The sequence below is a fragment of the Amycolatopsis pigmentata genome (assembly GCF_042684065.1).
GTDB classification, from domain to species: Bacteria; Actinomycetota; Actinomycetes; order Mycobacteriales; family Pseudonocardiaceae; genus Amycolatopsis_E; species Amycolatopsis_E pigmentata.
This window is the reverse complement of record NZ_JBHUKR010000011.1, coordinates 467,788-487,987: the sequence shown is the minus strand read 5'-3', so window position 1 is coordinate 487,987 and position 20,200 is coordinate 467,788. Positions and strand designations below refer to the sequence as shown.

Sequence of the window (20,200 nt, the reverse complement as noted above, 5' to 3'; positions counted from 1 at the left end):
CCTTCTGGTCGAGAACCGGATTACGCGGAGACGGGCTCCCGGACGAACAGGCCGGTGCCGCCGTAGGTGAGCCGCTCGGGCCCGTCGAGCTTGCCGGTACGCAGCGCCCACTTCTCGAACCACCAGGTCAGCAGCGGCGGCAGGCTGGAGAGCAGTGCGATCGCCAGGGTCTTCGGCTTCCAGGCCAGCGGCTTGAACACCAGGAGGCTGGTCAGCACGTAGACGACGAAGACGATCCCGTGCACCATGCCCAGCACCGGCACCCCGCCCTCGTGCGCGGAGTGGACGACGTACTTGAGGTACATCCCGATCAGCAATCCCGCCCAGGAGAACGCCTCGGCGACTGCGGCCACGCGGAATACGAGAGCGGCCTTGCTGGACACGAATTTCCTCCCTGGGAAGCGATAAACAAAAAAGGGCCCGCAGCGATTTCGACACCGCTGTCGGACCGTTCGTGACTCCCATTGTGATCCGTGATGGCGGTCACGGGGACACCGGGGGTCCCCACCATTCTCCCACAGCACCGACCGTGCTTTTCGGACGTCCTACCGCGACTCCTGTCACAGTGACGGGGAACACTCCGCGATGAACACGAACTCGCGGTCCGGGCGGTCCGGCGCCTGCCGGACCGCCCGCACTCGATAGCCCAGAGCACCCAGGCTCTTCTCCAGTTCGTCGCGATCACGAAACCGGAGGGTCGAATCGGAGGTCAGCGTCGTGCCCTCCGCAATGAAACGATAGGTGTAACGAAAGGAAACAAACGGGAGATTCACCTCGACGTCGCCGATGCGCCGCTCGACGGCCCCGATCCCCGGAACGTCGTGGGTGACCGGCCCGGCCTCCGCGGCCCATTCCTCCCAGGCACGGCGTTCGGGACGCCGGGTCTCGAACACGAGATGCCCGCCCGGCCGTAACGCGGCGCGGATCGCCCGAAGAGTTCGCGTCCAGTCCTCGTCGGTGAGAAAGACCTGCGCCACGTTGCCCGTCATCACGGCGAGGTCCGCCCCGAGCGCGGGCAGCGCGGTGGCGTCGCCAGGCACCCACGTGACCTTTTCCGACCCGTCCTTCGACTTCGCGACCTCCAACGAAGCCTCTGCCGGGTCGGCCGCCACTACGGTGCGGCCGCTGCCGGCGAGCAGGATCGCCAGTGACCCGGTGCCGCACCCGATATCGATGACACGCTCGGCGCCCAACTCGTCCGCGATGCCCAGGTACGCGCCGAGATCGTCTCTCTCTCCGTCGAAAAGATCGTAGACGCGCGCGAGCCGTGGGTCGGCGAAGATCGCGTCGGGCATTCTTCAGTCCACAGTGGAACTGTCACCACCGCACGGGCACATTGTCGACCCCTCCGGTGAGCCGGTTCGACCGGACCTCGATTTCATCGACGGAAACGGCGAGACGGAGACCGGGAAACCGCCGGAACAACAACGGGAAAACGGTCCTGAGCTCCGTGCGGGCCAGGCTCGCGCCGATGCAGAAATGGCCGCCGTGGCCGAACGCCAGATGCGTGTTGGGCTTGCGGTCCGGGTGGAATTCGTCGGGATCATCGAAAACCGATCCATCACGGTTGGCCATCCCGATGGCGACGAGGACCGCCTCTCCGCGCGCGATTTCGACACCCCCGATCTCGACATCGTCGTGGGCATAACGCACCAGGCCCGAGCTGCCGGGCGAGGCGATCCGGAGGATCTCCTCCACCGTCGGCAGCACCCGGTTGTCCGGATCCGCCGCGAACTCGTCCCGGCGGGCCGGATCGCTGAGCAGGAAGAGCACGCCGAGGTCGATCCGGTTGGACGTCGTTTCATGGCCGGCGAACAACAGCCCCGCGGCCAGCCTCGTCATCTCGTCCTCGTCGAAGCGAGGGTCTTCGGCTTGCGCCTTCACCAGGTCCGACACGACGTCGGGACCCGGATTCTCTCGCTTGCGCGCGGCGAGCCTGCCCATGTAAGCCTGGAACTCCTCCATGGCCCGCTGCGCGTCGTCACCGCCGTCGAGGATGCCGAGCCGGTCGGAGAGCCCGCGGAAATAGTCACGGTCGGCGTAGGGCACGCCCAGCAGTTCGCAGATCACCAGCACGGGCAACGGAAAGGACAACAACTCGTGCAGGTTGACGGGCTCGCCGGGGCGGGCATCCCGGGCTTCGGCCATCCGATCGAGGCATTGACCGGCCAGTTCCTCGATCCGGCCGGAAAGCCGGCGCATCCGGTTCGCCGAGAACGCCGGAACCAGGAGTTTCCGCATCCGGTTGTGGTCCTGTTCCTCGGTCTCGTAGTCGCCCTGGGGGCCCGACTGAATCGCCGCGTCGGAGATCCGGGAGGCCTGTTCCGGCGCGGGATGCGACCGGCCGAACCGGCGGTCGGAGAGGATTTCCCGCGCCTGCTCGAAGGCCGTCACCAGCCACGCGGGATCACCGGCCGGCGTCCTCACCCGGGTCAGCGGCGCTTCGCGATGGAGCACCTGGAACAGCGGCGCGATTTCGAGCACGTTCGGCCGGGGAAACGGCAGACGGGGCGCGGAATCAAGCGTGGTGGTCATGAGACTTCCTCCGTGGTGACCGCTTCTTCCGGTGTGGCTTCGATTTCCGTGCGGATTCCGGACAGCCAGGCGCGTTCGGCGTCGAGCCGGCGGCACACCTCGTCGAGCACCATCCGGCTCCAGGTTTCCGCCTGCGCCAGCGCCAGCCCGGCGAGCCGCGTCCGCTCCCGTTTCAGCGCGAGGTCTCGCGCGTCGAGGACCCTGAGCTGCTCGGTGGGTTCGAGCCAGGCGAAGTTCGCCAGGCGCGCCAGGAACTCCGAATCGTTGTCCGCCACGTCGGCCGGGAGGTCGGCCAGGGTGTCACGCAACAGCTCCCGCCCGACATCGGTGATCGTGTAGACGTGCCGCGGCGGCTTGCCCTCCTGGTCCTCCGCGCTCCGCAGCACCGCCCCCGCGTCGACGAACCGGCGCAAGGTGGGATACAGCGAATTGTTCGACAACGCGCGGCCGGTCGAGGACTCCACCGCTTTGCGGAGTTCGTAGCCATGGGAAGGCCCTTTGGCGAGCTTCGCCAGAAGCAAGACCTCGATCCACACCTAGGTTACCGTAACTTAAGTTCCAGTAACCGAACAAGGCTCCGTCAGGGGGAAGATCACCCCCTGACGGAGCCCGTCACACTTCAGGACGCGCAGGGAGCAGGTGGCGCACCCCCCGGCCCGGTCGCCCAGGCCGGATTCGAGTCCGCACCGGTCAGCCGGAAGTCCATGAAGGCTCCCCGGGTCAACTGCTCGAGCGAGATCCACGCGCGGTCGCTCGGAATCCCGTTCACCCGCAGACCCGCCACGGCCTGCACGCTTCGGTCCTGGGCGCCCGGAGCGCTGACGACCACCGTCCGGCCGCCGTCGAGGTGCACCACGGCCTTGGGGAAGCTGGGCGCGTTCACCAGGAACTGCCCCGTGCCCGGCACGCCCGGATACAGCCCGAGCGAACTGAGCACGTACCAGGCGGACATCTCCCCGAGGTCGTCGTTCCCGGTGACGCCGTTGGGCGCGTTGGTGAACAACGTGTGGGCGGCACGGACCACGGCCGAGGTCTTCCACGGCGCGCCCGCCAGGTCGTACATCCACGGCGCGTGCAGGTCCGGCTCGTTGTTCGGGTTGTACCGGAACTGGTTGTAGTAGTTGTAGGGGCCGGTGACCCATTCCTCCCGTGCCGTCTTGGCCGGGTCGGCGAGCAGATCGGCATAGGCGAAATAGTCGTCAAGCCGGGCGATCGTCGACTGCTGCCCGCCCATCAGCTTCATCAGGCCTGGCACGTCCTGCTGCGCGAGCCACTGGTACTGCCACGCCGTGCCCTCGTGGAAACCGTCCTGTCCTTCAGGGCTGTACGGGCCGTCCGCCGGGGTGAACCAGGCACCTCCGGCGACCTTGGGCCGGGGGAAGCCGGTGAAGCCGCGGTCGGAGACACTGGCGTCCCACAGGTTCCGGTAGTTACGGCCCTTCGCCGCGAAGGCTCGCGCGTCAGCGGACCGGCCGAGGCCGGCGGCCATCAGCGAGAGCGAGCAGTCGCCCAGCGCGTATTCCATGGTCGCCGAGGCGCCGTGCTGCGGATCGACGTCCTGGCCCTTCTTCGGGAAGTTCGGGTCGTACTGCACGAAACCGGCCGACTGGTAGCCCGGGTTCCCGGCCCGCCCTTCGAACGGCGAACTCGCCGGAGGCACTTCGTCGGCGTTATGAACCAGTGCCTGGTAGGCCTCGGCCTCCAAGCCGCGCAACGCACCGAAACGCCACAGGTCCACCAGATAGGGGGTCACCGGATCACCCGTCATGGTGTTCGTTTCCTGGTTGGCATACGCCCATCTCGGCAGCCAACCGCCCTGCTCGTGGATGGCCAGGATGCTGCGCGCGATGTCGTGAGCCCGTGCGGGCCGCAGCAGCGCGAGCAACTGGTTCTGCGTGCGATAGGTGTCCCAGAGCGAGAAATACTGATAGTAGGTCCAGCCGACGGCCCGGTGGATCTGGTTGTCGAAGCCGCGATAGCGCCCGTCGACGTCGTTGGCTGTCAGAGGTTGCAGCAACGAGTGGTACAGCGAGGTGTAGAACACCACGCGGTTGTCCGCCGCGCCACCGCGAATGTCCACTGAGGACAGTTCGGACCGCCACGCGCGCTGGGTTTCGGCGCGCACCCGGTCGAAACCGTTCACCGACAGGTTACGGTGCGCGCCGTCGGCGTCCACATAGGAGATCGCCGTGGTGGCGGTGACCTGTCCGGGATCGGCGAAGGTGAGCCAAGCTCCGCGCAACCCGGTTCCGCCCGCGGAATCACGGGAACCGGGTGCTCCGCCACCGGGAGACCACGTGCCGTACGCGGTAAACGGTTTGTCGAAGGTGGTGACGAAGTAGGTGGTGTAAGGCTTTCCGCCGCAGAACGCCTGCGAAGTGACCGTGCCCTCCACCGTCCGGTCCCCGACGATCCGCACGCTGCTGCCCGACACCGGTTCCTTGTCGTCGGCCTGCCCGGTGTTGACGAACACGTTGGCGGGCCCGGACCGGTCGAAGGTGTAGCGCTCGACCCCGGTGCGGGTCGTCGCGGTGGTTTCCACGTCGACCCCGCCGTAGCCGGTCAGATGGACCTTGTAGTAACCGGGTTTGCCGGCCTCGCCGTCGTGGGTGTACGGCGAGGCGTAGCGCACCTGGTCGAACGTGGCGGGGTTCGCCGTGTCGAAATCCCCGCCAGGACCGACCGTTCCGGTGGTGGGCAAGGTCGACACGAGCCCGCCTTGCTCCCAGCATCCGGCTCCGGAGAGGAAGAAGTGCCCGAAGCCACGGATCGCGGTGTCGGTGTACCGGTAGCCGGCGTAGTGGGAACCGATCGGGCTCACCTGCGTCATGCCGAACGGCGCCGACGCTCCGGGGAAGGTGTTGCCGTCGTCCTGGGTACCGATGAAGGTGTTCACCGCGTCGAGGACGTCTCCCGGCGCCGCCTCGACCGGCGTCACCAGGGCGGCGGGAAGCACCACCCCCAGCGACAACGCGATCGCGAGCTTTCCGAGTCCACGCATGTCAGGCTCCCGTCCCGATCGCGAAGATGTGCAGGTTTCCGCCTGAGGACGGGTTGGGCAGCGTGACACTCGCTACCTGTTTGCCCGGCGTCAGCGTGATGGGAGCCGTCGCGAAGACATAGGTCGCGAGTTGTTGCGGGCTCCCGCTCGCGCTGTTGCGGTACGACGTGGTGACCGCGATCCGGTTGCCATAGGCGGGCTGGGCGCCGCCACCGCCGAGAGCCCAGTCCGAGAAGCCGATGTCCGCGGTACTGGTCGTCCCGTCGGTGTAGGTGACGGTCACGGTGCCCGAAGTGTTGCCGTTGCTGGCCGCGCCCAGGAACGCCAACCGTCCGGACCCCTGAACGGTGATGGTTTGTCCTTGTGCCACCACGTTGTCGGGCTCCCCGGCAGGGAAGGCGGGCCAGGTGTAGGACAGGCCTTCCACGGTCACCGTGCTGCCCGGCCGTGCCCCGGCCGCGCCGAGCGCGTCGGAGGAGTAGCTGTATCCGCCGGTGTCGAAGCTCGCGACAGACGGGTTCGAATCCGGTGAGATGCCGACGTTGTTCACGCTGGCCAACCAGCTTCCCGGCTGCGCGACGAGCAACCCGATCGTGGCCTGCGCCGACGGCTGACCGGGTGACGTCAGGGTCACCGGTATGCGGTAGTACCCGTCCGCGGTTCCGGCCGCCACGCTCGCCGTCACGTTCGTCCGGGCCTTCGTGCCGGCGGGAACGGTCAGATCGCCGGACGACGGCGTCACCGTGATGCCGGAAGGCGGCGCGACACTCCAGTGCCAGGTTCTCGTCGTGCCCGACAGATCCTGCGCGCCGATCGCGACGGACCCACTGGAGCCGGACGGAATCGTCGCCCGCGCCGGATCCACGAAGGGCAGGCTGGCCGTCTCCCCGTCACGGAAGGACGGCGGGGCGTCGCCGGACGCCGTTCCCCATGACGTGTCCGGAGTACCGGAAAGCGTGAAGTCGAGCGTGCCGCCCCGAGTGGTGAACTCCTCCGGCAGCCAGGTCTTGCCGGTCGTCGCGCCGTTGACCTTCAACCCGCTGACGTAGGGTCCGTCGCCCTTCCCGTTGACCGTGATCGTGGCACCGGCACCGGTCTTCACCACCGCTTTGGAGAACAGTGGCGATCCGAGCACGAGTTCCGAGCGCCCCGGGATTTCCGGGTACATGCCGAGTGCCGACCACACGTACCACGACGACATCTCACCGAGGTCGTCGTTGCCGACCAGCCCTTCCGGGTTGGGGTTGTACAGCTCACCCAGCACCCGCCGCACCAGCGCCTGTGTCTTGTACGGTGCGCCGGCGAAATCGTACAACCAGGGCGTCTGCAGCGTCGGCTCGTTACCCAGGAACGCGTAAGGCTGCCTGGTTCCGGCGTTGAGCTGGGTGAAGAAAGTGTCCAAACGCGACACGACGCTTTGGTTCCCACCGAACGCGGTGATCAGGCCGCCCACGTCGTAGGGCACCATCCAGCTGTACTGGGCGCCGTTGCCCTCGACCCAGCCCTGCGGGCTCGCGGGGTCGTAGGGGGTGGTGAAGACACCGTCGGCGCGACGCGGCTGGAGGTAGCCGGTGCCCGGGTTGTAGAGGTTCTGCCAGTACTGGGCACGTTTCATGAAGTCCGTATAGGTCGCGCTGTCACCGACCCTTCTGGCCAGCTGCGCGATGGAGAAGTCCGCGCTGGTGTACTCCAGCGTGTCCGCGCCCTGACCCGGGACGTACCCGAGCCGCAGGTAGTCGGCGAGTCCGGGTCGCTCCACATAACCCTGGCTGGTCGGCTGGGTCGCGCCCTTGAGCATCAGCAGCAACGCCTTCTTGGCGTCGAAGTCCTTGGCGCCGAAGGCATACGCGGTCGAGACGATGATGTGGTAGGGGTCGCCGTTCATCACGCCGGTGTAGTCGTTGGCCACGGTCCAGCGGTCCCACGAGCCGCCCTGCTCGGCATAGGCGATCATCGACCGGGCGATGTCCGAGGTCTCCTTCGGCGCGAGCATGGCCAGCAGCTGGATCTCCGACCGGTAGATGTCCCATCCGGAGAAGTTCGTGTACATCGCATGGCCGCGGTCGGCGGTGTGCACCCGGCCGTCGAACCCGGTGTAGGCGCCGTTGGCGTCGGAGAACACGTTGGGCTGCACCAAGCTGTGGTAGAGCGAGGTGTAGAACGTGGTGCGCTGCGCGTCCGTGCCGCCCTGGACGGTGATCTGGTTCAGCCGGTCGTTCCAGGCCTTCCTGGTCGCCGCGGCCACGTCGTCGAAGGAGCGGTTCGGGTTCTCCGCGCGCAGGTTCGCCTTCGCGCCGTCAACGGACACAAAGGACAGTCCAACGCGGACATCGACGGTGGCGCCCGCGGTGTTCGGGAAGGTCACCCAGCCGCCCGTACCGGGCCCGCTGACCGTGTTCGGTGTCACGGTGCCCTTGCGCCAGGTTCCCGACGACGCGAACGGCGTGCCGAACTTCGCGTAGAAATAGACCCGGTAGTGCGAGTCGGTGCCGCAGAACCGGCCGCTGTCGGCCCACCCGCTGAGCGTGTCCTTGCCGATGTCGAGTTGCGCGTCGTCGGTTCCGGTCACCGAACCCGAGGTGTTGACCAGGAGGGTGGAGGTGGATCCGGTGGGGTAGGTGAGCCGTCCGGCGCCGGTGCGCTGCGTCGCGCTCAACTCCACCTTGATGCCGTTGCCCAGCTTCACCTGGTAACGGCCGGGGCTCGCCTGCTCGTCGGCGTGCGAGAACGACGAGTAGTAGCGGGCCGGATCCATCGCGGGCGAAGTGGTGACATCACCGGCGAACGGCATGAACGGGATGTCCTCGTAGGTGTCGCACCCAGCGCCGGACAGGTGCGTGAGGCTGAAGCCCTTGATCTGGTTGTCGTCGTAGAAATACCCACCCTGCTGAGGCCGGACGGTGTCCGGGCTCCACTGCACCATCCCGAACGGCGCCACCGCGCCGGGGAAGGTGTTGCCGGCGCCACCGCCGGTGCCGTGGTCCGCACCACCCGGACGGGTGCCCACGAACGGATTGACCCACTTCGCCAAGTCCTGATCCGGCGCCGCCGTCGCCGGTGTCACGGCCAGCCCACCCCAGGCGACCACGACACCCGCGACCAACGCCAGCAACTGTTTTGTCCTCGTTGAGACGCGCCCACGGGCGCGGGCAGCCAGGCCGTGGCGTCCGTCCTCGGGCGCCGGTCGGGCTCCAAGCGGCCTGCCTCCCCGCCCCCGTAGCTTCGCGGGCGCGTCCTTCCTCACCGCGGGCAGCAACCTCACGTTTTGGCATGCCGTGCGCCAAGAACCCATGAACCCTCCCGTCGCTGACAACCTTGTCGAGCGGACGCCAGAGTTGTTATGCCTGGCCAAAGGCGTCAATGAACACGCCGGAACCTGTCCTGTTTAAGACAGCGAAATACGCCTTCCGCGTGAAGAGACTCCTCCCGCCGTCCGTCGACTTTCGTCGGGTTGACAGCGGGGGCCCGGTGAGGTGAAATCCGCGTCAATGACAACGTTGTCGGAGGGGACACGAAAAGCGCCGGGACGCCGGCCGACGATGAACGACGTCGCCCGGCTCGCCGGCGTCAGCATCAAGACCGTCTCCCGGGTGGTCAACGACGAGCCCGCGGTCCATCCGGAGACCGCCGACCGGGTGCTGGCCGCCATCGACCAGCTCGGGTTCCGGCGCAACCTCGGCGCCCGCAACCTGCGCCGTGGTTCGACCACCGGCACCATCGGACTGGTCGTCGAAGATGTCGGCAACCCGTTCTACTCCGAGCTGAACCGCGCCGTGGAGCGGATCGCGACCTCCTTCGGCAGGCACGTGATCACCGGCTCCTCGGAGGAGAACTCCGAGCGCGAACGCGAGCTCACGCTGGAGTTCTGCGCCCGGCGGGTGGACGGCATGCTCATGGTGCCCGCCGGTGCCCAGCACGGTTACCTCGTGCCCGAGATGCGCGCGGGCACCCCGGTGGTCTTCCTCGACCGGCCGCCCGGGGACATCAGGGCCGACACGGTCCTGGTCGACAACCTCGGGGGCACCGTCGCGGCCGTCACCCACCTGGCCAAGCACGGTCATCGCCGGATCGCCTTCATCGGCGACCGCCCCGACATCTTCACCGCCGCCGAACGACTGCGCGGCTACCGCGAGGGCTGCGTCCGGGCGGGAATCCGCTACGACGAACGCCTGATTGTGCTCCGCACGCCCACGCGGGAGAGTGTGATCGACGCGGTCGCCAGGCTGCTGTCGGGACGCAATCGCGCGACCGCGGTCATCGCGGGCAACAACCGGGTCACCGTCCATCTGCTGCGCGCGCTGGCGCATGTCACGCCGCGGCCCGCCCTCGTCGGCTTCGACGACTTCGAGCTGGCCGACCTGCTGGACCCGCCGGTCACGGTGATCGCGCACGATGTCGGCAGGCTCGGCGAAGCGGCGGCCGAGTTGCTGTTCGCCCGCATCCACGGCGAGGACTCCCCGCCGAGAAAGGTGGTTCTGCCCGTGCGCCTGATCCCTCGCGGCTCCGGTGAGGTCGCTGTATGAGTGCTCCGATCAAGCTGCCCGCCAACCAGCCGCCGCAGTTCTACCGCGGTGGAGCGGCCATCGCCGCGCTCCGTGGAATGTCCGATTCGGACTCCGAATTCGGCCCGGAAGACTGGGTGGCCTCCACCACGACGCTCTACGGCCAGGCGGAAAACGGCCTGACCAGGCTGCCGGACGGACGCATGCTTCGCGAAGCGGTCACTGCCGACCCCGAGCGCTGGCTCGGCGCCCGGCATGTCGCCGCCTTCGCGGACTCGACGGCGCTGCTGGTCAAGCTCCTCGACGCGGGACAACGCCTGCCCGTGCACTTCCATCCGTCGGATTCCTTCGCCCGCAAGCACTTCGACTCCCACTTCGGCAAGACCGAAGCCTGGATCGTGGTCGGCACCTCGGGTCCGGACCCGAGGGTCTATCCCGGCTTCCGCGAGACCGTCCCGTCCGCGACCGTCGGTGAATGGGTGCGGGATCAGGACCGCGACGCGATGCTCGGTGCACTGAACAGCGTCGAAGTCCGCGCGGGCGACACCGTCTACATTCCCGCCGGGCTGCCACACGCCATCGGCGAAGGTGTCTTCGTGGTCGAGTTGCAGCAGCCGACCGACTTCTCGCTCACCTTGGAATGGCGGGATTTCCTCGCGGATCAGGACAAGGCCCACCTGGGCATCGGATTCGACACGGCCCTCGAAGCGCTCGACACCACGGCCCGCGATCCGGAAACCCTCATCAAGCGAACCGCCGCGCTCGACGAACCCACGGTCGATCTGCTGGCCGAAGGCGCGTCGCCGTTCTTCCGCGCGGATCGGCTCCGTCCCGCGCCGGCGCTCGCGCTGGACGCGTCCTTTGCCGTGCTGGTCGTGCTCGACGGGGAAGGAACGCTACGCACCGAGCACGGCGGCGACCTCGAACTGTCCAAAGGGGACACCTTGGTCGTGCCACACGCGGCAGGCCAGACCGAGGTGTCGGGCGGCTTGACCATCATCCGTTGCCGGCCACCGGAGCTGGGTTCATGACCAAACCGAATCGCGGCAGTCAAGATGACCACAGAGCGCGCCCTCTTTGTCCGCCAGCGTGGGGGCAGGGCGCCCGCCTGTCCCGCGTGAGGTCTGCCAGGAAAGAGCGCCCTGTCGACACGATTGCCGGGGCGCGCAAACTCGCGAAAAAGAGGGCGCCATGAGCACAGAAACGGTATTGCTGGACGCGCAGCACATCGTCAAACGCTACGGTTCCGTCGAAGCCCTCCGCGGAGCTTCCTTCCAGGCCCGGGCGGGCGAGGTCACCGCACTGATCGGGGACAACGGCGCGGGGAAGTCGACGCTGATCAAGTCCCTGTCCGGAGCCGAGCGGCCGACCTCGGGCCGGATCCTGCTCGAGGGCGAGGAAGTTCATTTCGACTCGCCGACCGCCGCCCGGCGGCTCGGCATCGAAACGGTCTACCAGGACCTGGCGGTGGCGCCTGATCTCGACCCGGCCGCGAACCTGTTCCTGGGGCGCGAGATCCACCGGCGCGGGATCCTCGGCAAGCTCGGCATGCTGGACAAGGCGGAGATGCGCCGCCGAGCGGTCGAGGAGTTCAAGCGGCTCGGGGTCACGTTGCAGAGCACCGACGTGCCGATCGGTTCGCTGTCGGGCGGTCAGCGGCAGAGCGTCGCGGTGGCTCGCTCGGTGGTCTGGGCCAGCAAGGTCGTCTTCATGGACGAGCCCACCGCGGCACTGGGTGTGGTGCAACGCGAACGGGTGCTCAACGTGATCCGGCGGGTGCGGGACGAGGGCATCGCGGTCGTGCTGATCAGTCACAACATGCCCGAGGTGCTGTCCGTGGCGGATCGGATCGAGGTGCTGCGGCTGGGCACGAGGGTCGCCCGCTTCGTCGCCGCCGAAACCAAACTCGAAGATCTGGTCGCCGCGATGACCGGCGCGCTGACCCAGGAGGAGGCTGCGTGAGTGAGACCGAGGAGGCGGCCGCCGTCGAGGCGGAGCCGGCCACCGCGACCACGCCGATCCAGTCCTCTGTGGACGGTGGTTTCGGCAGGCGGAACCTGCGGCAGCGGTTGAGCGGGGCCAACACGTTCTGGATCGCACTGGTGCTCCTGGCGCTGATCGTGGTGTTCACGGTCCTCGCGCCGGGCCAGTTCGCGACCCTGTTCACCTTTCAGACGCTGCTCATCGAGACCTCGGTGCTGCTGGTCCTTTCGGTCGGAATGACCTTCGTGATCATCACCGCCGGCATCGACCTGTCCGTCGGCTCGGTGCTGATCTTTTCGGGCATGGTGTGCGGCAAGACGATGGAGTGGCTCGCCGGCGGGAACGCGAGTTCGGCGGGCTGGGGCGTGATCGCGGTGGGCCTCGTGGCCGCCGTCGTTTCGGGCACGTTGTGGGGTTTGCTGAACGGCTTCCTGATCGCGCGGGCGAAGATCCCGCCGTTGATCGTGACCCTGGGCACGATGGGTGCCGCGCTCGGCGCGGCGTACCTGCTCAACAACGGGTCCGACGTGCGCAGCGTGCCGATCGTGCTGAACAAGACGCTGGGCTACGGCACGTCGTTCGGGGGCGTGCCCAACCTGGTGATCGTGGCCGTCGTGATCACGCTGGTCGGCGCGTGGCTGTTGCACACCACCAAGTTCGGCCGCTACACCTTCGCGGTCGGCTCCAGCGCGGAGGCGGCGCGCCGGGCGGGCATCGGCGTGACCGCCCACCTGCTCAAGGTCTACCTGCTGACCGGATTCCTGGCGGGCGTGGCGGGATTCCTGTCGCTGTCCTACTACGCGTCGACCACGATCACCGCGCACACCACGGACAACCTCAACGCGATCGCGGCGACCGTGATGGGCGGCACGAGCCTGTTCGGCGGGATCGGCACGGTGCTCGGCACGGTGATCGGCGTGTTCATCCCGGCCGTGCTGAAGAAGGGATTCAACATCACCCACGTGCCCGACTTCTGGCAGATGATCGCGGTGGGCGCGGTGCTCATCGCGGCGGTCTGGTTCGACCAGCGGAGACGCCGCGCACGCGATTCCCACTAACCCCGAGGAAAACCACCTTAGGAGGAGATCGTCCATGAAGAAACACCTCGTGGCGGGCGCCTGTGCCGCGGCGGCGACGCTGGTGCTGGCCGCCTGCGGATCGGGGCAGGTGGGCCAGTCGTCCGGCGGGCAGAGCGCGCCGGACAACAAGAACCTCGCGCTCATTCCCGGTGTGCAGGCCGAACCGTTCTACATCTCGATGCAGTGCGGTGCCGAGGCCGAGGCGAAGAAACTGGGCTACACCCTGACCACCCAGGCACCACAGCAGTTCGACGCGGCGTTGCAGACGGAGAAGGTCAACGCGCTCGGTTCGAATCCGCCCGCCGCGATGCTCATCGCCCCGACCGACGATACCGCGATGCTCGCGCCGATCCAGCAGGTCGCGAACCGGGGCACGAAGATCGTCCAGGTGGACACCTCGCTCAAGGACTCCAGCGTGGCGGTTTCGTCCATTTCCTCGGACAACACCCAAGGCGGCCAGCTCGCCGCCGACACGCTCGCGAAGCTGGTCGGGAACAAGCCGGGCTCGGTGCTGGTGCTCGACACCAAGGCGGGCACGTCGACCACCGCGGCCCGTGCGGCCGGATTCACCGAGCAGCTGAAGAAGTATCCGAACCTCAAGTCGGTCGGCGTCCAGTTCACCGACAACGAACCGGAGCAGGCGGCCTCGAAGGTGAGCGCCGCGCTCGCCTCCACGCCGGACCTGGTGGGCATCTTCGCGACCAACCTCAACACCGGTGAGGGCGCCGCGACCGGCCTGCGCAACGCGGGCAAGATCGGTCAGGTCAACCTGGTCGGCTTCGACGCGAGCCCGTCCGAGGTGAACGGGCTGCGAAGCGGCGAATACCAGGCACTGATCGCGCAGGACCCGGCCGCAATCGGTCAGCAGGGTGTCGACCAGGCCGTCAACGCGCTGGAGCACAAGCCGGTCACCGCGAAGCTCACCGCCGGCCTGCACTCCATCACCAGGGCCGACATGGACGCCAACGCACAGTACTTCTACAAGCAGTCCTGCTGAGGCTTTCGCCAGGGTCTCGCCCCCGGACGCGAGACCCTGGCGCCCCCCAGTGCGCCGGTCGACCGGCCGGATCAGGTGCTGCCTTCGTCTGTCAACGCGTACCCGGCACGGGGTTCCGGCTGGTGACGCTGATGCGGTTCAAGGCGTTGATCACCGTGATCGCCCACGCCGTCACGGTGTACTGCTCTTCGGTGAACACGCGCGTGGCCTCGGCATAGACGTCGTCGGGAACGTCCTGCGTGTCCGGCAGTTTCGTCATCGCCTCGGTCAGTGCCAGCGCGGCGCGTTCCTGCTCGGTGTACACACCGGTCACTTCGCGCCAGGCGTTCAGGAGGTAGATCCGCTGCTCGGTCTCCCCCGCCTTCCGCGCGTCACGGACATGCATGTCAAGGCAGAACGCGCAGCCGTTGATCTGGGACGCGCGGATCTTGACCAGTTCCAGCAGGCTCTGATCCACTCCGGCGTCCGCCGCCGCCTTGTTGACCGAGGCGCTCAGTTCCACTAGTTGTTTCATCAAGTTCGGCAACGTCTTGCCGAGAGCGATCCGATTACTCACGAAAACCACGTTAGCCCGAACTGGACCACGTGTATGGTCCAGTTTTATGACGGTTTCGGAGTCCAGTTCCGATCTCCACCTCGACTGGCGGCCGGATACGGGGCGCCACGGCCTGGCCGAAGCCCTGCGGCGCGCGATCCGCGACGGACGTCTCCAGCCAGGGGGCGCCGTCCCGTCCACCCGCTCACTCGCCCGCGATCTCGGCCTGGCGCGGGGCACCGTCACCCGCGTCTACGCCGATCTGACCGCCGAGGGCTACCTGCACACCAGCCAAGGCGCGCCGACGAAAGTCAGCGCGACGGGTACCCCCGTGGCCACCCCGGCCGACCAAGGACACGGCCCGGCGTGCGCCCCGTGGGTGCCCAAGGTGCGCTGGGACCTCTACCCCGGACGGCCGGATCCGTCGTCGTTTCCGCGCACCGCCTGGCTTTCCGCGACGCGCAGGGTCATGCAGAGCGCGCCCGCCCGTGCCTTCGACTACGGCGACCCGCAGGGCTCGATGGTGCTCCGCGAGGCCCTGGCACGCTACCTGTCGCGGAGCCGGGGCGTGGTGGCGGATCCGGAGCGGATCGTGCTGTGCGGCGGATTCGCCCACGGGATCACCACGCTCGGGCAGGTCCTCGCCGCGCGGGGTGACATCGCTTTCGAAGACCCGTCGCTGCCCCAGTTCCGGAGCGCGGCCGCGTCCGGCGGTGCCCGCGTCGTCGGCGTCCCGGTGGACGACCAAGGCCTCCAAGTGTCCTCAGTGGACAGTCCGACGGTGGTGGTGACCCCGGCGCACCAGTACCCGCTGGGCGCGACCCTCGCACCGCAACGACGCACCGCGCTCGCCCGCTGGGCCCGCACCACCGGTGGCCTGGTGGTCGAGGACGACTACGACGGCGAGTTCCGGTTCGACCGCCGTCCGGTCGGCGCGCTGCAAGCCCTCGCGCCGGAACGGATCATCTATGCCGGAACGGTGAGCAAGACGCTTTCCCCGGCCATGCGCGCCGGGTGGCTGGTGGTACCGCGCGCGCTGGTCGAGCCGGTGCGTTCGGCGTTGGCGGCGACCGGCTGGCGCTCTCCCGTCGTGGACCAGCTGATTTTGGCCGAGTTGCTCACCTCCGGCGCCTACGACCGGCATGTGCGCCAGCGCCGCGCCGCCTACCGCCGGCGCCGGGATCGCCTGCTGGCCGCGCTGCCCACCGGGTTCACCCCGACCGGGATCTCGGCCGGCCTGCACGCCGTCGTCGGCGTGCCCGACGACGGCGAAGAGGAAGCGCTCGCCGCCACGCTGCGTCATTCCGTCGCGGTGGCCGGACTCGCGCCACACTGGATCGGCGAGAAGCGGCGGTCCGGGCTCGTCATCGGCTACGCCTCCCCCGCCGAGCACGCCTTCGGCCCGGCACTGGACGCGCTGGTCACCGCGTTGAGATCACTGCACTGAGATCACCGCACTGAGCCACCTCGGGTAAGCAGATCGGCTTGCCATAGCGGGCTGATCACGTCGAGCCGGTGTGCTCGGCGCGGAAAATCTTGTGGGTGGGGTGCCTTCGGAAATCACCTGGGCGTCCGTAGGGGTGAAACGGAGAGGGCCGGACGTTCCACCGCGGCCCGGCACCAACAAGTCCAGGAGACCCATGCCCCGCTCAGGTTCAAGCGGCGGACCACGCCGCGCGCTGGTTGTCGTAGTCGTCGCGCTGGCGGCGGTGGTGACGGCACTGGCGGCACCGTCGGCGATCTCGGCGCTGTCCGCGTCGGCCCCGGAGACCAGCATCGACACCGCGGGGGGCGGCGCCGATACCGCCTCGTCGTTACGCGACCAGGCCGGCGCCGAAAGCGCCGCTTCGCTGCGAGACCAGGTCCGCGACGGGACCCTGGACAGGTCTCACGGTTTGCTCAAGACCTGCGGCCTGTGCAGGTCGCGGATGGTGGCGGCCGCCCCCGGGGCGGCCAGTGCGTTGTCCACCGACAAGCCGGTCGGCTGGGGCGCCGATGATCTGGCCACCGCGCTGCACCTGCCCGCCCAGGACCCCGGGCACGACAGGCACGGGGCCGTCGCGGTCATCACCGGCGGCGCCTACCCGGTCGAGGAATCCGACCTGGCCGCCTACCGCGCCCAATACGGCCTGCCGGCCTGTACCGTCGCCAATGGTTGCCTGACGATCACCGGTTTCGACGGCGGACCGGCGCCGGAGCCCACCAACGCCAGGTACGACCAGGGTGCGGCGATGGAGGCCGCACTGGATGTGGACATGGCCTCCGCCAGTTGCCCGTCCTGCCGGATCATCGACGTGAAGATTCCCGCCGAGGACGGAATTCCCGGCCCGGTGGAGAAGATGCACAAGACGATGGGCGACATCGCACAGGCGGTTGACACCGCGATCGCGCTGGGCGCCGACGCGGTGAGCATGAGCCTCGGCCTGCCCAACGACAACTCGCCGGAGGCACAGGCTCTCGGCCGCCGGTTGATCCATCCCGGGGTGGCGATCGTGGCCGCTTCCGGTGACACGGGCTGGGAACTCACCGACAAGATCGGCTGGCCGGCCAACCTGCCGTGGGTGACCGCCGCCGGTGGCGTCAACCTCACCCGGCAAGGCAACGCCTTCACCCAGTCGGCCTGGCCGTATGCCGGCAGCGGGTGCGACACCAACCAGCCCGCTGCTTCCGGGGCCCCGGAAACGGCCAAAGCCGCGTGTGGTGGCCACCGAGCGGCGGCGGACGTGTCGGCGGTAGCGGAGAACGTCGCTTTCTACATCACCTATACGCCGTTGGCCAGCCAGCATCCGCCCCACTGGACGATCGGCGACGGCACCAGCCTTTCCTCGCCGTTCATCGCCGGTCTGTACGCACGCGGTGGCCACACCACGGGGGTGCGGGGACCGAACACGATCTACAGCGCACCCGGCGGTGCCTTCACCGACATCACGACCGGTAAGAACGTCAACTCCGATGAAGGTCAGGCGAGCTGCCCGGCTGACGCGCCCGCGCTGTGCGAGGCGGGACCGGGCTGGGATGGTCCGACCGGTGTGGGCACACCGAACGGGTTATCCGGTTTCTGACATCCGGCCTCGTGCGATGTTCCTGAAACGGAAATCTCGCGTTCGCGGAAACCGTGGGGAAGCACCAGGGCGTGCCTAGAGACAAGGACACACGATCACGAAAGCGACAAGCCGGTACGTGCCACCGCGGATCTGGTGCCACCGAGTAGGAATCCGGGAGGATCCATGTCCCGCTCACGTTTCAGGCGCGGTCGGCACCGCGCACTGGGCGTCGTAGCCGTCACGTTGTTGGCGCTGTTGGTACCGGCCCCGGCCTTCGGTGCCGAAAGCGTCGCATCGCTGCGAGACCAGGTTCGCGCCGGCACTCTGGACAGCACGCACGGCTCGCTCAAGACCTGTGACTGGTGCATGTCGACGTTGGTGACCGCCTCCGGGACGGACCGCCCGCTGTCCACCGACGGTCCGGTCGGCTGGGGTGCGGACGACCTGGCCGCCGCGCTGCACCTGCCCGCCCAGGACACCGGGCAGGACCGGCGCGGGACGGTCGCGGTCATCACCGGCGGCGCCTACCCGAGCGAGGAATCCGACCTGGCCGCCTACCGCGCCCGATACGGCCTGCCGCCCTGCACCGTCGCCAGCGGCTGTCTGAAGATCACCGACCTCGACGGCGGGCCGCCGCCGGAGCCCACCGATGCCAGATATGACGAGGCGGGGGCGAACGAGACCTCACTCGACGTGGACATGGCCTCCGCCAGTTGCCCGTCCTGCCGGATCATCGACGTGAAGATTCCCGCCGAGGACGCGATTGGCGGCCCGGTGGAGCAGATCCGCAAGGCGATGGGCGATCTCGCGCACGCGGTCGACACCGCGATCGCGCTGGGCGCGGACGCGGTGAGCATGAGCTTCGGCTTCCCTAACGACGACTCGCCGGAGGCACAGGCCATCGGCCGGCGGTTGGACCATCCTGGGGTGGCGATCGTGGCGTCCTCCGGTGACGGCGGTTTCCGGGCCGTCAACCGGATCGGCTGGCCGTCCAACCTACCGTGGGTGACCGCCGCCGGCGGCGTCCGCCTCCCCGCAGAGGGCAACGGCTTCCGCCTGATGGGCTGGCCATGGGCAGGCAGCGGGTGCGACACCAACCAGCCCGGTGCATTCGGGGCTCCGGAAGCGGTCAGCGCCCTGTGCGGTGGCCACCGCGCGACGGCGGACGTTTCGGCCGTCTCCGAGGACATCGCCGTCTACCGGACCTATGCGCCCTATACCCAGCAGACGAACCCGTGGAACATCGGCGGCGGCACCAGCATGTCCGCGCCCTTCATCGCCGGTTTGTACGCGCGCGGTGGCCACACCGCTGGGGTGCACGGCCCGAACACGATCTACAGCGCGCCCAGCGGTGCCTTCACCGACATCACCATCGGGAGCAACTACAGCCAGCAGACCGGGGAGCCGAACTGCTTGGACGACGCGCCCGCACTGTGCAAGGCGGGTCCGGGCTGGGACGGCCTGACCGGGGTGGGCCTGCCCAACGGATTGTCCGGCTTCTGATGTCCACTGTGGACTTGGCAGGAAAACGCTTTCAGACGTCCGGAAGCGAGCGCCGGTCGCGCAGGGTTTCCAGGAGGACGTCCGCGGCGGCGTAGGGGTCGAGTGCCCGGCCGACGACTCGCTCGGCGAGCTCCGGCAGGCCCGCGCCGTGGACGTCGACGAGTTCGGATCGGATACGGCGCACCGCGATCGCTTCGATCTCGCTCGCGGCGCGGGCACCACGGCGGCGGGCCAGTTCGCCGTGCGCGGCCAGCCAATCGTGGTGCTCGCCCAGCACGCGGACGAGTTCGTCCACACCCTCGCCACGCGAAGCGACGGTGCGCACGATCGGCCGCCGCCAGGCTCCGGCCGGAACTTCGCGGTGTGCCAGGGAGATCGCGTGCCGGAGATCGCGCACAAGGACGTCCGTGCCGTCGCGGTCCGCCTTGTTGACCACGAACACGTCCGCGGCCTCCAGGATGCCCGCCTTCGCCGCCTGGACGCCGTCGCCCATGCCGGGCGCCAGCAACACCACCGTGGTGTCCGCCAGCTCCACTATGTCCACTTCGGACTGGCCGACCCCGACGGTCTCGATGAGCACGACGTCGAAACCCGCCGCGTCGAGGACCCGCACCGCCTGCGGGGTCGCCCAGGCGAGCCCGCCGAGGTGCCCACGGGTGGCCATGGAGCGGATGAAGACGCCGGGATCGGTGGCGTGCTCGGTCATCCGGATCCGGTCGCCCAGCAGCGCGCCGCCCGAGAACGGAGAGGTCGGGTCGATCGCGAGCACGCCCACGCGCAGGCCCTGCCCGCGCAGCGCGGTGAGCAGCACCGAGGTCGAGGTCGACTTGCCGACGCCCGGTGGCCCGGTGAGCCCGATGATCCGCGCGCCGCCGGTGTAGGGCATCAGCCCGGCGGCCACCTCCCGCAGGCTCGGATGCGCATCCTCGACTAACGAGATCAGCCTGGCCACGGCACGGGGCTGCCCGTCGCGCGCCCGCTCGATCAGGCCACTCACGTCCGGCCGCGCTCGCACCATGGG

Annotated in this window: 16 protein-coding genes; 8 read left to right on the top strand and 8 right to left on the bottom strand. The window is 68.6% G+C overall.

The annotated features are described in order from the left end of the window. Nucleotides 1–20: 20 nt before the first annotated feature. From ACFSXZ_RS24395 to ACFSXZ_RS24370, 6 genes are all read right to left on the bottom strand, one after another. Nucleotides 21–383: a DUF3817 domain-containing protein gene (locus tag ACFSXZ_RS24395; RefSeq protein WP_378267458.1), complete on the bottom strand. Its 363-nt coding sequence runs from the start codon at nucleotides 381–383 to the stop codon at nucleotides 21–23. A 177-nt stretch (nucleotides 384–560) separates the two neighbouring features. Next, complete coding sequence (locus ACFSXZ_RS24390; RefSeq protein WP_378267457.1) at nucleotides 561–1,295, bottom strand: class I SAM-dependent methyltransferase; 735 nt, start codon at nucleotides 1,293–1,295, stop codon at nucleotides 561–563. 22 nt (nucleotides 1,296–1,317) lie between these two features. Continuing rightward, nucleotides 1,318–2,535, bottom strand: coding sequence for a cytochrome P450 (locus tag ACFSXZ_RS24385; protein WP_378267456.1), 1,218 nt, complete (start codon nucleotides 2,533–2,535; stop codon nucleotides 1,318–1,320). After that, entirely contained in the window at nucleotides 2,532–3,071 is a 540-nt protein-coding gene (locus tag ACFSXZ_RS24380; RefSeq protein WP_378267455.1) for a PadR family transcriptional regulator, read from the bottom strand. The genes ACFSXZ_RS24385 and ACFSXZ_RS24380 overlap by 4 nt, the downstream gene beginning before the upstream one ends. An 83-nt stretch (nucleotides 3,072–3,154) precedes the next feature. Then, nucleotides 3,155–5,536 (bottom strand): GH92 family glycosyl hydrolase, encoded by a 2,382-nt coding sequence (locus tag ACFSXZ_RS24375; RefSeq protein ID WP_378267454.1) that lies wholly within the window; start codon nucleotides 5,534–5,536, stop codon nucleotides 3,155–3,157. A 1-nt stretch (nucleotide 5,537) separates the two neighbouring features. Then, nucleotides 5,538–8,648 carry a GH92 family glycosyl hydrolase gene (locus ACFSXZ_RS24370; RefSeq protein WP_378267453.1) on the bottom strand — a complete coding sequence of 1,037 codons (3,111 nt, stop codon included), beginning with the start codon at nucleotides 8,646–8,648 and terminating at the stop codon, nucleotides 5,538–5,540. A 427-nt stretch (nucleotides 8,649–9,075) separates the two neighbouring features. On the opposite strand from ACFSXZ_RS24370, the gene ACFSXZ_RS24365 reads away from it, so the two are divergent. The 5 genes from ACFSXZ_RS24365 (at nucleotide 9,076) to ACFSXZ_RS24345 (ending at nucleotide 14,097) form a co-directional block, all read left to right on the top strand. Then, a complete protein-coding gene (locus tag ACFSXZ_RS24365) occupies nucleotides 9,076–10,059 on the top strand; it encodes a LacI family DNA-binding transcriptional regulator (RefSeq protein ID WP_378267452.1) in 984 nt (327 codons plus the stop codon). Then, the gene (locus tag ACFSXZ_RS24360; protein WP_378267451.1) at nucleotides 10,056–11,069 is read left to right on the top strand and encodes a class I mannose-6-phosphate isomerase; all 1,014 of its coding nucleotides are present in this window, start codon (nucleotides 10,056–10,058) and stop codon (nucleotides 11,067–11,069) included. Before ACFSXZ_RS24365 ends, ACFSXZ_RS24360 begins: the two co-directional genes overlap by 4 nt. 160 nt (nucleotides 11,070–11,229) lie before the next feature. Continuing rightward, a complete protein-coding gene (locus ACFSXZ_RS24355; RefSeq protein ID WP_378267450.1) occupies nucleotides 11,230–12,000 on the top strand; it encodes an ATP-binding cassette domain-containing protein in 771 nt (256 codons plus the stop codon). 56 nt (nucleotides 12,001–12,056) lie between these two features. Continuing rightward, the gene (locus ACFSXZ_RS24350) at nucleotides 12,057–13,079 is read left to right on the top strand and encodes an ABC transporter permease (RefSeq protein ID WP_378267602.1); all 1,023 of its coding nucleotides are present in this window, start codon (nucleotides 12,057–12,059) and stop codon (nucleotides 13,077–13,079) included. 34 nt (nucleotides 13,080–13,113) lie between these two features. Further along, nucleotides 13,114–14,097 carry an ABC transporter substrate-binding protein gene (locus tag ACFSXZ_RS24345; RefSeq protein WP_378267449.1) on the top strand — a complete coding sequence of 328 codons (984 nt, stop codon included), beginning with the start codon at nucleotides 13,114–13,116 and terminating at the stop codon, nucleotides 14,095–14,097. A gap of 91 nt (nucleotides 14,098–14,188) precedes the next feature. On the opposite strand, the gene ACFSXZ_RS24340 is transcribed toward ACFSXZ_RS24345, so the two are convergent. After that, nucleotides 14,189–14,653 carry a carboxymuconolactone decarboxylase family protein gene (locus ACFSXZ_RS24340; protein ID WP_378267448.1) on the bottom strand — a complete coding sequence of 155 codons (465 nt, stop codon included), beginning with the start codon at nucleotides 14,651–14,653 and terminating at the stop codon, nucleotides 14,189–14,191. A 46-nt stretch (nucleotides 14,654–14,699) separates the two neighbouring features. On the opposite strand from ACFSXZ_RS24340, the gene pdxR reads away from it, so the two are divergent. The 3 genes from pdxR (at nucleotide 14,700) to ACFSXZ_RS24325 (ending at nucleotide 19,179) form a co-directional block, all read left to right on the top strand. Beyond that, a complete protein-coding gene (gene pdxR, locus ACFSXZ_RS24335) occupies nucleotides 14,700–16,079 on the top strand; it encodes a MocR-like pyridoxine biosynthesis transcription factor PdxR (RefSeq protein ID WP_378267447.1) in 1,380 nt (459 codons plus the stop codon). 193 nt (nucleotides 16,080–16,272) lie between these two features. Beyond that, nucleotides 16,273–17,694, top strand: a complete 1,422-nt coding sequence (locus ACFSXZ_RS24330; protein WP_378267446.1) for a S8 family serine peptidase — start codon at nucleotides 16,273–16,275, stop codon at nucleotides 17,692–17,694. A gap of 165 nt (nucleotides 17,695–17,859) precedes the next feature. After that, a complete protein-coding gene (locus ACFSXZ_RS24325) occupies nucleotides 17,860–19,179 on the top strand; it encodes a S8 family serine peptidase (RefSeq protein WP_378267445.1) in 1,320 nt (439 codons plus the stop codon). A 31-nt stretch (nucleotides 19,180–19,210) separates the two neighbouring features. Here the strand turns inward: ACFSXZ_RS24325 and meaB are convergent, their stop codons facing one another. Beyond that, the gene (gene meaB / locus ACFSXZ_RS24320; RefSeq protein ID WP_378267444.1) at nucleotides 19,211–20,197 is read right to left on the bottom strand and encodes a methylmalonyl Co-A mutase-associated GTPase MeaB; all 987 of its coding nucleotides are present in this window, start codon (nucleotides 20,195–20,197) and stop codon (nucleotides 19,211–19,213) included. Nucleotides 20,198–20,200: the final 3 nt, after the last annotated feature.